At 65.3% G+C, this 12,726-nt stretch carries 11 protein-coding genes; 5 read left to right on the top strand and 6 right to left on the bottom strand.

Annotated features, from left to right (window positions below; translation table 11 throughout):
* The first annotated feature begins 138 nt into the window (after positions 1–138).
* Positions 139–1,056 carry a hypothetical protein gene (locus tag ACZK4H_RS14015; protein WP_099552384.1) on the top strand — a complete coding sequence of 306 codons (918 nt, stop codon included), beginning with the start codon at positions 139–141 and terminating at the stop codon, positions 1,054–1,056.
* 45 nt (positions 1,057–1,101) lie between these two features.
* On the opposite strand, the gene ACZK4H_RS14020 is transcribed toward ACZK4H_RS14015, so the two are convergent.
* Entirely contained in the window at positions 1,102–2,250 is a 1,149-nt protein-coding gene (locus tag ACZK4H_RS14020; protein ID WP_099552385.1) for an acyl-CoA dehydrogenase family protein, read from the bottom strand.
* A 153-nt stretch (positions 2,251–2,403) separates the two neighbouring features.
* On the opposite strand from ACZK4H_RS14020, the gene ACZK4H_RS14025 reads away from it, so the two are divergent.
* The 4 genes from ACZK4H_RS14025 to ACZK4H_RS14040 all read left to right on the top strand — a co-directional run bounded on the left by ACZK4H_RS14025 (position 2,404) and on the right by ACZK4H_RS14040 (position 8,453).
* Positions 2,404–3,333 (top strand): ArsR/SmtB family transcription factor, encoded by a 930-nt coding sequence (locus ACZK4H_RS14025; protein ID WP_099552386.1) that lies wholly within the window; start codon positions 2,404–2,406, stop codon positions 3,331–3,333.
* Between the two features lie 13 nt (positions 3,334–3,346).
* Positions 3,347–4,438, top strand: a complete 1,092-nt coding sequence (locus tag ACZK4H_RS14030) for a homocysteine S-methyltransferase family protein (protein ID WP_099552387.1) — start codon at positions 3,347–3,349, stop codon at positions 4,436–4,438.
* 57 nt (positions 4,439–4,495) lie between these two features.
* Positions 4,496–7,180: a methionine synthase gene (metH, locus tag ACZK4H_RS14035; RefSeq protein ID WP_099552388.1), complete on the top strand. Its 2,685-nt coding sequence runs from the start codon at positions 4,496–4,498 to the stop codon at positions 7,178–7,180.
* Positions 7,181–7,265: 85 nt separating this feature from the next.
* Entirely contained in the window at positions 7,266–8,453 is a 1,188-nt protein-coding gene (locus tag ACZK4H_RS14040; RefSeq protein ID WP_099552389.1) for an MFS transporter, read from the top strand.
* Between the two features lie 48 nt (positions 8,454–8,501).
* Here ACZK4H_RS14040 and ACZK4H_RS14045 read toward each other — a convergent pair whose 3' ends face one another.
* From ACZK4H_RS14045 to ACZK4H_RS14065, 5 genes are all read right to left on the bottom strand, one after another.
* A complete protein-coding gene (locus tag ACZK4H_RS14045) occupies positions 8,502–9,197 on the bottom strand; it encodes a DUF2058 domain-containing protein (protein ID WP_099552390.1) in 696 nt (231 codons plus the stop codon).
* Between the two features lie 10 nt (positions 9,198–9,207).
* Entirely contained in the window at positions 9,208–9,450 is a 243-nt protein-coding gene (locus ACZK4H_RS14050; protein WP_005410256.1) for a SlyX family protein, read from the bottom strand.
* Positions 9,443–10,792, bottom strand: a complete 1,350-nt coding sequence (locus tag ACZK4H_RS14055) for a UDP-glucose dehydrogenase family protein (protein WP_099552391.1) — start codon at positions 10,790–10,792, stop codon at positions 9,443–9,445. The genes ACZK4H_RS14050 and ACZK4H_RS14055 overlap by 8 nt, the downstream gene beginning before the upstream one ends.
* 23 nt (positions 10,793–10,815) lie before the next feature.
* The gene (locus tag ACZK4H_RS14060; RefSeq protein ID WP_099552392.1) at positions 10,816–11,793 is read right to left on the bottom strand and encodes an FKBP-type peptidyl-prolyl cis-trans isomerase N-terminal domain-containing protein; all 978 of its coding nucleotides are present in this window, start codon (positions 11,791–11,793) and stop codon (positions 10,816–10,818) included.
* A 96-nt stretch (positions 11,794–11,889) separates the two neighbouring features.
* Positions 11,890–12,477 (bottom strand): glutathione peroxidase, encoded by a 588-nt coding sequence (locus ACZK4H_RS14065; RefSeq protein ID WP_099552399.1) that lies wholly within the window; start codon positions 12,475–12,477, stop codon positions 11,890–11,892.
* Between the last annotated feature and the right edge of the window lie 249 nt (positions 12,478–12,726).

Raw genomic sequence — 12,726 nt, forward strand, 5'->3', positions numbered from 1 at the left:
AGGCGCTCAAGGCGTCTACCGGTTTCGCAGAAGTCCCCCGCTTTGGATTCATGGGCGCGCAGAAGTGCGGCACGCCCGGATCGTTGCTATCCAGATGCCTCCAAGGCAATCGATCCGATGCCGTCCAGGAGACCGTTCATGGAAAGAGCACCACTACGACTCTTCAGCCGTCCCGCCCTGCTGCTTGCCGCCCTCTTCGCGGCCAGCAGCATCCAGGACGCCCATGCGGCAGGCGTCCTCGTCTGCGACAACTGTCGCGATCCACGCGCGCTGGCGCTGTCCTCGGGAACGGGGCCCACCATCGTCGCCGACTTCCAGCAGCGCCGGATCCATGGCTTCGACGTGGAATACGATCGCGAGCTGCGCCGCTATCGCGCAACAAGGGCGCAGATTCCCGAATCGATCAGTGCATCCTTCAACCGGATCATGGGCATGCTCGACAACAATGTGCCGATCACTCAGTTCGCCTCGCGGCAGACGGCAGGCAGAGGTGCCCAGTTCGAAGTGCATCCGGATGACCCGCAATCGGCCAACGGCATACGATTCCCGGAAGAACACAGGAACCTCAATGCCTACGATGTCGTGCAGATGGCAACCGAGCGTTTCAGACTGGAGAGCGCCATGGGCAAGGCATTCACCGGCGCCACGACATCGTCGAGGGCCTGGAACAGCATGGCGACATTCCTGTCCTCGATCGGCCTGAGCTTCGTCAGCAAGGCCCTGGGAATCGACAGTGCACTCTACAGGATCACCTGGCGCGATGGCTCGAAGACCACGCTGGTCATCGTCCCCTCGTCAGTGGACACCGCCAAATACGTGCAGGGCGAGAGCAAGGACGCCAATGGCAACATGATTCCCGACGGCGCGGCAACCAGCCCCGGCCTGGCCCAACACTTCGCCGGCATCTACAACTTCAACAGCCGGGACGATCTGGATCGATGGGTCGACTCCGGGCGCCTCTATGGGGTGAACATGTTCCCGGGTGCTCCACCTGAGTCGCTGCAGGTCGTCTGTGAATGGAATGGAAGGGATATCGTCTGCCGATTGCCACGTTGATCGCACAAGCGATACGGGGCGGCAATCGCCGCCCCGTCGTGTCCATCAGCGCAGCCCGGTCTCGTTGCGGGCGATCACCAGGCGCTGGATCTCCGAGGTGCCTTCGTAGATCTCGGTGATCTTGGCATCACGGAAGTAACGCTCCAGCGGCATTTCCTTTGAATAGCCCATGCCGCCATGGATCTGCACGGCCTGGTGGGTGATCCACATCGCGGCTTCCGAAGCGGTCAGCTTGGCCACCGCCGCTTCGGTGCTGAAGCGCTTGCCCTGGCCCTTCACCCACGCCGCGCGCAGGGTCAGCAGCAGCGCTGCGTCCAGCTTGCACTTCATGTCGGCGATCTTGGCCTGGGTCATCTGGAAGGTACCGATGGCCGCGCCGAACGCCTTGCGCTCCTTCACGTACTCCAGGGTCGCTTCATAGGCGGCACGGGCGATGCCGATGGCCTGCGAGGCGATACCGATGCGGCCCGCGTCGAGCACGCTCATGGCGATCTTGAAGCCCTCGCCTTCCTGGCCCAGCACGTCTTCGGCCTGCGCCACATAGTCGTTGAACTCGATCTCGCAGGTGGCCGAGGCACGGATGCCCAGCTTGGGCTCGGTCTTGCCACGACCGAAACCGGCCTTGTCGGTATCGATGATGAAGGCGGTGATGCCGCGCGCGCCCTTGTCCGGCTCGCTCATCGCGAACAGCACGATGTACTTGGCCACCGGGCCGGAGGTGATCCAGCTCTTCTTGCCATTGATGACGAAGGTGCCGTCGGCCTGCTTCACCGCGCGGCAACGCATGGCGGTGGCATCGGAACCGGACTGCGGCTCGGTCAGCGCGAACGCGCCGATGGCCGTGCCTTCGGCGATGGCACGCACGTAGGTCTGCTTCTGCTGCTCGGTACCGTGAGTGAGGATGCCGTTGCAGAACAGCGAATTGTTGACCGACATGATGGTCGAATGGGCTGCGTCGGCGGCGGCGACCTCCACCATCGCCAGCACGTACGCAACCGGGTCCATGCCCGCACCACCGTATTCGGTGGGCACTTCGATACCCATCAGGCCGTTCTCGCCCAGCAGGCGGATGTTGTCCAGCGGGAACTCGCCGGTACGGTCATGATGCTCCGCGCTGGGGGCGATCTTTTCCTGCGCGATGCGCCGCGCGACGTCCTGCAACATCAACTGCTCTTCAGTAAAGCTGAAATCCACAACACCCTCCCGGGTACATGATGTTATGGGCCGCGCAGGGCGCGCCCAGGTGCACCGATTGTACCGGGGCCCGGCGGCTTCCGTACGCCAGCGACTTGACCGCGGCAGGCCCTCTCAGCGAATATATCTCTATATCGCGATAGGTAGATATTTATGGATCTTGAAGATTGGTCGACCCGCCTGAAGGTGTTCGCCGATGCGACCCGCGTGCGCCTGCTGGCGCTGCTGGAGCAGGAGGAACTGACCGTGGCCGAACTGTCGGCGATCACCCGACTGGCTCAGCCGCGCGTGTCCACCCATCTGGCGCGCCTGAAGGAAGCCGGCCTGGTTCGCGACCGCCGCGCCGGCGTGTCGGCCTATTACCGCTTCGACGAAGCCCAGCTGGACCCGGCGCAGCGTGCATTGTGGCATGCATTGAGCAACGGAAGCGACGATCCGCTGCTGCGCAAGGATGCCGAGCGCGTGGCCGCGGTACTGGCCCACCGTGCCTCCGACCAGAACTGGGCCGACAGCGTGGCCGGCGACATGGAACGCCACTACTCTCCCGGACGGACCTGGGAGGCGCTGGCGCGTACCGCGCTGCCGCTGCTGGAAACCGGCGACGTGCTGGACATCGCTTCCGGCGACGGCGTGCTGGCCGAACTGGTGGCCCCGCATGCCAAGCGCTACATCTGCATCGACACCAGCGCGCGCGTGGTCGCCGCGGCCAGCGAGCGGCTGCGTCGCCTGCCCAATGTGGAAGTGCGCGAGGGCGACATGCATGCGCTGCCGTTCAAGGACGGCAGCTTCGACCTGGTGGTGCTGATGCACGCACTGACCTATGCCAACAAGCCGGCGCAGGCGGTGACCGAAGCCGCGCGCGTGCTGCGCCCGGGGGGGCGTCTGCTGCTGTGCAGCCTGGCCCGTCATGAGCACAAGGCGGCCGTGGAGGCCTATGGCCACGTCAACCTCGGCTTCAGCGACAAGGAACTGCGCAAATTCGTCGACAAGGCCGGCCTGCAGGTCTCGAGCCTGGAGACGGTCACCCGCGAAAAGCGCCCGCCGCACTTCGAAGTGATCTCGCTGATCGCCAACAAGCCCTGAGCCGGAAATCGCCATGTCCACCCTGCCCTGGTTGCACCCTGACCGCGCCAACGCCCTGCTCGACGCCCTGCGCGATCGGATCCTGATCATCGACGGCGCGATGGGAACGATGATCCAGCGCCATGGCCTGCAGGAAGACGACTACCGCGGCGAGCGCTTCGCCGGTGGCTACGACCACGCGCACGGCCCGGGCTGCGACCATGCGGCGCCGGAAGGACATGACCTGAAGGGCAACAACGACCTGCTGCTGCTGACCCGGCCGCAGATCGTCGCCGACATCCACACCGCCTACCTGGAAGCGGGCGCGGATCTGGTCGAGACCAACACCTTCAACGCCACGTCGGTCAGCCAGGCCGACTACCACCTCGAACACCTGGTGTACGAGTTGAACAAGGCGGGCGCTGCAGTGGCACGGGCCTGCTGCGATACGGTGGCCGCAACCACACCGGGCAAACCGCGCTTCGTGATCGGGGTGATCGGGCCGACCAGCCGCACCGCCTCGATCAGCCCTGACGTCAACGATCCCGGCTTCCGCAACACCAGCTTCGACGAGCTGCGCGACACCTATCGCGAAGCCATCGACGGCCTGATCGATGGCGGCGCCGACACCATCATGGTCGAGACCATCTTCGACACGCTCAACGCCAAGGCGGCGCTGTATGCGCTGGAGGAAGCGTTCGATGCGCGCGGCGCGCGCTTGCCGGTGATGATCTCCGGCACCATCACCGACGCGTCCGGACGCACCCTGTCCGGGCAGACGGCCGAAGCGTTCCATGCGTCGCTGGCGCATGCACGACCGCTGTCGATCGGACTGAACTGCGCGCTGGGCGCCGATGCGATGCGCCCGCACGTGGAAACCCTTGCACAGGTCGCCGACTGTTACGTCAGCGCACACCCCAATGCCGGCCTGCCCAATGCCTTCGGCGAGTACGACGAGACGCCGGAGGACATGGCCAGCACCCTGCGAGGCTTCGCCGAAGATGGCCTGCTGAACCTGGTCGGTGGCTGCTGCGGCTCCACGCCCGACCATATCCGTGCGATTGCCAATGCCATGGCCGGGCTGTCGCCGCGCGCGCTGCCCGGCACCCGGGAGCAGGCCGCATGAACGTTGCCGCCACCGTCCCGCACTTCCCGCCCTACTGCTGTTGAGCCGACGCCTGCCATGACGCCTGTCCGCCCTACCCGCCTGTCCGGCCTGGAACCCCTGGTCATCACCCCGGACCTGCTGTTCATCAACGTCGGCGAACGCACCAACGTCACCGGCAGCGCGCAGTTCCGCAAGCTGATCAAGGAAGGCCGCTACGAGGAGGCGGTGGACGTGGCCCGCCAGCAGGTGGCCAGCGGCGCGCAGATCCTCGACGTCAACATGGACGAGGGCCTGATCGATTCGGAAGCGGCGATGACCCGCTACCTCAACCTGATCATGTCCGAGCCGGACATCGCGCGCATCCCGGTGATGGTCGACTCCTCCAAGTGGAGCGTGATCGAGGCCGGCCTGAAGTGCCTGCAGGGCAAGAGCGTGGTCAACTCGATCTCGCTGAAGGAAGGCGAGGCGCTGTTCCGCGAGCATGCACGCAAGGTGCTGCGCTATGGCGCCGCTGCGGTGGTGATGGCCTTCGATGAAAGCGGCCAGGCCGATACCTGCGCGCGCAAGGTCGAGATCTGCACCCGCGCCTACCGCATCCTGGTCGACGAGATCGGCTTCCCGCCGCAGGACATCATCTTCGATCCGAACATCTTCGCCGTCGCCACCGGCATCGAAGAGCACGACAACTATGCGGTGGACTTCATCGAAGCCACCCGCATCATCAAGCAGACACTGCCGCACTGCCATGTGTCCGGCGGCGTCTCCAACGTGTCGTTCTCGTTCCGTGGCAACGAAACGGTACGCCAGGCCATCCACTCGGTCTTCCTGTACCACGCGATCGCCGCCGGCATGGACATGGGCATTGTCAATGCCGGTGCCATGCCGATCTACGACGAGCTGGAGCCGGAGCTGCGCGAGCGCGTGGAGGATGTGATCCTCAACCGCCGCAGCGACGCCACCGAGCGCCTGCTGGAAATCGCCGAGCGCTACAAGGGCAGGAAGGGCGCAGCGAAGACCGAGGACCTGGCCTGGCGCGAGAAGCCGGTGGCGCAGCGCCTGGCGCACGCGCTGGTGCACGGCCTGGATGCCTTCGTAGAGGAAGACACCGAGCTCGCCCGTCAGGCCTCCAGCCGCCCGCTGGACGTGATCGAAGGCCCGCTGATGGACGGCATGAACGTGGTCGGCGACCTGTTCGGCGCCGGCAAGATGTTCCTGCCGCAGGTGGTGAAATCCGCGCGCGTGATGAAGAAGGCGGTGGCCTACCTGCTGCCGTACATCGAAGCGGAAAAGGCGCGCAGTGGCGACACCGCCAAGAGCAACGGCAAGATCATCATGGCCACGGTGAAGGGCGATGTGCATGACATCGGCAAGAACATCGTCGGCGTGGTCCTGGCCTGCAACAACTTCGAGGTGGTCGACCTGGGCGTGATGGTTCCAGCACAGAAGATCCTCGATGCCGCGCGCGAACACAACGCCGACCTGATCGGCCTGTCCGGCCTGATCACTCCATCACTGGAGGAGATGAGCCACGTCGCCCGCGAGATGCAGCGACAGGGCTTCGACCTTCCGCTGCTGATCGGTGGCGCGACCACCTCACGCGCGCACACCGCACTGAAGATCGACCCGCATTACCACGCGCCGACGGTCTGGGTGAAGGATGCTTCGCGCGCGGTCGGCGTGGCCCAGTCGCTGATCTCGCGCGACCTGCGCGACGCCTTCGTTGCCGCCAACGAGGCCGACTATGCCGAGATCCGTGCGCGTCATCGCAACCGTGGCGATGCCAAGCGCCTGGTATCGCTGGAGCACGCACGCGGGCAGAAATTCCAAGGCGACTGGGACAGCTACACGCCGCCCACACCGAAGCAGCCGGGCCTGCACGTGTTCGATGACTATCCGCTGGCCGAGCTGGTGGACTACATCGACTGGACGCCGTTCTTCCAGGCGTGGGAGCTGGCCGGCAAGTTCCCGGCGATCCTCACCGACGAGATCGTCGGCACCCAGGCCAGCGATCTGTACAAGGACGCCCGCACGATGCTCGACCGCATCGTCGGCGAGAAGTGGCTGACCGCCAAGGCGGTGTTCGGCCTGTGGCCGGCCAGCAGCATCGGCGACGATGTGCGCGTGCAGCACCCGCAGGGCGAAACCACCCTGCACTTCCTGCGCCAGCAGGTGGACAAGCCGGCCGAGCGCCCGGATTTCTGCCTGGCCGATTTCATTGCACCGGCCGACAGCGGCCGGGACGACTGGATCGGCGCATTCGCGGTCACCGCCGGCATCGGCATCGACGCGCATGTCGCGCGCTTCGAAGCCGAGCATGACGACTACAACGCGATCCTGCTGAAGGCCCTGGCCGACCGCTTCGCCGAAGCGCTGGCCGAGCGCCTGCACCAGCGCGTGCGCATCGAATTCTGGGGTTACGCCCGGGCCGAGACGCTGGACAACGAGGCCCTGATCGATGAGCAGTACCGTGGCATCCGCCCGGCCCCCGGCTATCCGGCGTGCCCCGAGCACAGCGAGAAACGCCGACTGTTCGATCTGCTGCAGGCCGAGGCCAACGCTGGCATGGAACTGACTGAAAGCTTCGCGATGCTGCCGACCGCCGCGGTGTCGGGTTACTACTTCAGCCATCCGCAAAGCCAGTATTTCGTGGTCGGGCGCCTCAGCCGCGAGCAGGTCAGCGACTACGCCCGGCGCAAGGGCGTGGACCGTGCCCAGGCCGAACGCTGGCTGGCCTCCAACCTCGACTACGACCCCGAATGACACAAAAAGGGGACGGAGGGGATTAAGTCGTTTGTGCATAAGCGACTTAATCCCCTCCGTCCCCTTTTTGCCTCATCATTCCGCGATGACCGTTCCCGTTGCCCGCCTGTCCAGCTTCTACCTGTTCTACTACGCGGCGCTGGGCGCGTTCACTCCGTACTGGAGCCTGTTCCTGACCGCGCGCGGCATGAGCGTGACCGCCATCAGCGTGATGATGGGCCTGTGGTATGCCACCCGCGTAATCGCGCCCAGCGCCTGGACCTCGCTGGCGGCGGCCTCGCCGCGGCCGATCCGCCTGCTGCGCATCGGCTGCGTGCTGACCCTGATCAGCTTCGCCGCATTCCTGCTGCCCCTGCCGCAGCCATGGATGTATCCAGCGATGATCGTGTTCTGCTTCTTCTACAACGCGGTGATGCCTCAGTTCGAATCGATCACCCTCACCCATCTCGGCAGCGACAGCCATCGCTACGGCCTGATCCGGGTCTGGGGTTCGCTCGGATTCATCGCCATCGTCACTCTGTTCGGCTGGCTGATCGAAGGTGACGGCACCGCCAGCCGCGCCGGGCTGCTGCCGTGGATGATGCTGCCGCTGTTCGTCCTGCTGGTTGCCTCGGCCTTCAGCAACCACTACGCACGCGACATCGGCAGGACCGGCGGCGATGCCAGCGGCTTCTGGCAGATCGTGCGACGCCCGCCGGTGCTGGCATTCTTCCTGGCCGCTTTCATGGAACAGCTCTCGTTCGGCCCGTACTACACATTCTTCTCGGTCTACATGGACCACCACGGCTATCGCACGTCCACGCTCGGCCTGCTCTGGACCATCGGCGTGGTGTTCGAAGTGGGCGTGTTCTTCACCATCGGTCGCTTCTTCCGCCGCTACGACGCCAGCTGGATGCTGCTGATCGCGCTGGTCAGCTCCTGCCTGCGCTGGGCGGTGACCGCACTGTTCCCGGAAAACCTGCCGGTGATGCTGCTGGCGCAGACCGCGCATGCGTTGGGCTTTGCGGCGTTCTTCGCGGCGGCGATGCAGATGCTGGCGACCTACTTCCCGGGTCGCCTCAACGGCCATGGCCAGGGCCTGCTGTACGGCTTCTCGTCCGGTGTCGGCGGCGTGCTGGGCGCGCTCATCGCCGGCCAATTGTGGAAGATCGACGAGGGACGCACGGCCTTCCTCGCGGGAAGCGGGTTCGCTCTGGTCGGCGCCCTTCTGTGCTTCTTCGCGCTGAGCCTGCCGTTGATCCGTGCACGCCGCAGCATTGCGCGGGCCCGGTAACGAAAACGCCGGGCAATGCCCGGCGTTTTCATCGTGCAGCAGGTTCAGTTACCAGACCAGGTCGTCCGGCACCTGGTACTGCGGGTCCGCGTAGGGATCTTCCTCGGCCGGCGCGTTCGGGTCGACCTTCAGCGCCACCGATGCGGCAAACACCGCTTCGGACTGTGCCAGCACTTCGGCGGTCACCAGCAGGTAACGGCCATTGAGCTGGACCACGCCCAGTTCACCGGCATTGAGCGCGGTCAGCTGTTCGGCGGTCACGTAGATACGCTTGATCTTGCCGCCATACGGGAAGTGGCGGGCAATGTCGGCCGCCTCGGCATTGAGGCTCTTGTCCTTCAGCAGTTCTTCCAGCTTGGCCTTCGCCTCGCGGCGCACGCGTGCTTCTTCCTGCTTCAGGCGCTCGGTCTCGATGCGCTCTTCCTTCTCGCGCTGGGCGCGGATGGCATAGGCCTTGGCCAGATCCATCTCTTCGGCGCTGCGCGGCTTGCGCGGGCCATGCGGGCCCTGGCCACGCAACTGGCCGGGCTTGCCCGGGCCACCCGACTTGCCGGGGCCATGCCCACGGCGCTCGCCAGGCTTGTGCTCGCCCCGGCCTGCGCCCTGCGGCTTTCCATTGCCATTGCCATTGCCACCCTTGCCCTGCGGGCGGCCATCACGGCGGGGGCCATCATTCTTGCGCTCGGGCTTGGGCGCCGGCTTGAAGCCCAGGCCCATCAGCTGGTCGCGGAGGGTATCGCTCATAGGATTCGGATCAGTAGTGCGGCGGCGGCGGTTCGCTCGCCGGATCGGAAGAATTCAGTGCGTTGCGGACCTTGCCCAGGTCCTCCAGCAGCACGCGCAGCACGTCGGCGTTGCGCATGCCCTGCATGCGCGCATCGGCCAGCGCATCGCTCAATTCGGCAAGCGCCTGTTCCTGGAAGGACACGCGCATTTCCAGTTCGACCAGGCGCGCTTCCAGCGCCTGCTCGCGCTCGGTCGGCAGCAGGTCAGACATGCAACGAACGCCCCCGGCCAATGCCGTAGTACGCCAGGCCAGCAGCTTCCACTTCGGCCGGATCGTACAGATTGCGCCCGTCGAACACCGCCGCGTCCTTCAGCTGCTCGCGCAGCTTCTGGAAATCGGGGCTGCGGAACTGCTTCCACTCGGTAACCACCACCAGCGCGTCGGCCCCTTCGAGGGCTTCATCGGCGCTGTTGCAGAACACCAGGTCATCGCGCTCGCCGAAGATGCGCTGCGATTCATGCATCGCTTCCGGGTCGTAGGCACGCACCGTGGCACCGCCTTCCCACAGCTGGGCCAGCAGGCGACGGCTGGAGGCTTCACGCATGTCGTCGGTGTTCGGCTTGAATGCCAGGCCCCACACGGCAAAAGTCCTGCCGCGCACGCCTTCGTCCTCGCCCTTGTCGTAATGACGCTGGATGAGGGCGAACAGGTGGCCCTTCTGCGCATCATTGACCGCTTCCACCGCGTTCAACAGCTTCGGCTCAAGACCATGCTGCTGCGCGGTGCGGGCCAGCGCCTGCACGTCCTTGGGGAAGCAGGATCCACCGTAACCGGCACCCGGATAGATGAAGTGCCAGCCGATGCGTGGGTCCGAACCGATACCCTGGCGGACCTGCTCGACGTCGGCACCGACACGCTCGGCGATGTTGGCGATTTCGTTCATGAACGAAATCTTGGTCGCCAGCATCGCGTTCGCCGCGTACTTGGTCAGCTCGGCCGAGCGCACGTCCATTTCCACCACGCGGTCGTGATTGCGGTTGAACGGCGCATACAGGCGGCGCATCACCGCCACCGACTCCTCGCTGGTCGCACCGATGATGATGCGGTCCGGGCGCATGCAGTCGGCAACCGCGTCGCCTTCCTTCAGGAATTCCGGGTTGGACACCACATCGAAGGCGATGTCCGCGCCACGCGCGGCAAGTTCTTCAGCAATGGCGGCACGCACCTTGTCGGCGGTGCCCACCGGCACCGTCGACTTGTTGACCACCACGGTCGGCACGCTCATGTGCCGGCCAATGGTACGGGCCACGGCCAGTACGTACTGCAGGTCGGCACTGCCGTCCTCGTCCGGCGGGGTACCAACGGCGATGAACACCACCTGGCCATGCGCGATCGCGGACGCGGCATCGGTGGTGAATGCCAGCCGCAACGCGGCGTGGTTGGCCTTCACCATCGGCTCCAGGCCGGGCTCATAGATCGGGATGATGCCCTGGTTGAGGCCATCCACCTTGGCCTGGTCGATATCGACGCAGACCACCTGATGACCGACATCGGCCAGGCAGGTACCGGTCACCAGACCTACATAACCGGTACCGAAAATCGCAACGCGCATGTCCGTGCAGGCTCCGTGGTGGCTTACGGCAGGACGCCCAGCAGCTCGACGTCGAACGTCAGAGTCGCGTTCGGGCCGATCGGGCCACCCGGGGTGCCATTCTCGCCATAAGCCAGATTGCCCGGGATCCAGAAGCGGTACTTCGAACCGACCGGCATCAGCGCAACGCCCTCGGTCCAGCCCTTGATCACCTGGTCCAGGCCGAACTCGGCCGGCTGACGACCATAGGAACTGTCGAACACGGTGCCGTTGAGCAGCTTGCCTTCATAGTTCACGCGCACCTTGCTGCTCGGCAGCGGGCGCTCGCCGCTGCCCGGGCGGATGATCTGGTACTGCAGGCCCGAAGCAGTCGTCACGACGCCCGGCTGGGTCTTGTTCTTGGCCAGGAAGGCATTGCCTTCCTCACGGTTGGTCTGCGCAGCAGCGGCAGCCTTGGCCTGTATTTCAGCCTGCTTGCTGCCCATGAAGGCCTGGATGGTGGCGGTCGCGTCAGCTTCCGTCATCTTCGGCTGACCCTTGCTCAGGCCGGTGCTGATCGCGTCAAACAGCGAGGCAACGTCGATGTCGTCCTTCAGCTGCGCCAGCGACGGGCCCACCGAGTAGGAACCGATCATCTGCGACACCTTGACGCGGTCGACCTTCGGCGGCTGCGAACCCGGCGCCATGCCCGGCACCTGCTGGCCGCTGCGGGCCATCACGACCTGGCGCAGGGCCGCGTCGGTGGCCTTGGCCTGTTCCTGGGTGATCTGCGGCTGCAGGCCTTCGAACGAACGCTCCACGGCGGTACGCAGCGCGGCCACGTCGATCTCATCGGCGATCGGGGTGAACGACTTGGCCACGTCCAGGCCGATGGCGTAGCCGAGCTTCTGCTTGGGGGAATTCAAGGTTGCGGTCTCCTTGGCGGCTGCGGGGGCAGCCGGTTGTTGCGACAGAGCGACACCCGAAGTGCCCATCGCCAGAATCAGAACCGACGCCGCTGCGCCGCGCATTCCCATCTTCATTCGCTGCATTCCTGGAAGTGTCTGGGCGCCGACGTCGGCGCGAAAAGAAACATTGTCGCACGCATGCCGTCGATGTCGAGGCATCCGTGCCGGATATCAATGAGTGGCGGCTGCAGCCAGCGCCTTGTCGATGGCCGCGGTCAGCTGCGGATCATCCGGCGTCACCTTGCTGGCGAACTGGGCGATGACCTTGCCATCGCGGCCGACGAGGTACTTGTGGAAATTCCAGCCCGGTGCCACGCCGGTGGCCGCCGTCAACCGCTGATAGAGCGGCGTCGCCTCCGCACCGACCACATGCACCTTCTCGAACATCGGGAACTTGACCCCGTAGGTGAGCGTGCAGAAATCCTGGATCTGCTTCTCGTCGCCCGGCTCCTGCCCCTTGAAATCATTGGAGGGGAAACCGAGCACCGCAAAACCACGGCCTGCGTAGCGCTTCTGCAGCGCCTCCAGTCCTTCGTACTGCGGGGTGTAGCCGCACTTGCTGGCGGTATTGACCACCAGCAGCACCTGGCCGTGATAGCGCTGCTGCAGGTTGACCTGCTGCTTGCTGGCCAGCGGCCGGTAGTCCAGGTCGAGCAGGTCGGCGGCCAGGGCGCTGGCGGAACCGGCGACACCGGCCACCATCAGGGCCAGCAGGGACAGGCCGCGCAGGCGGCGCGGAGAAACGGTCGACAGGGGCATCAGGAGCGGTCCGCGGTAGCCATTCACAGGGCCCGGCCAGCAGCGGCCGGGAATCGGCCGAACTATAGCACCGGGCTTCAATGGCCCAGATGGCAGGGGGCGACCCAGGCTTTGCGCGGCGTGGCGGCTACGCCCTTCGCCGATCTTCGATGGCGAAGGGATGACATGGTATGGACATCGCTGAATGGAAGGCCGCACTGGATCGCTCCATGCGACAATTTTATTTTCCTTTTAAATCAAATATTTAAG

It is taken from the genome of Stenotrophomonas sp. 78350_Sma (assembly GCF_056482105.1).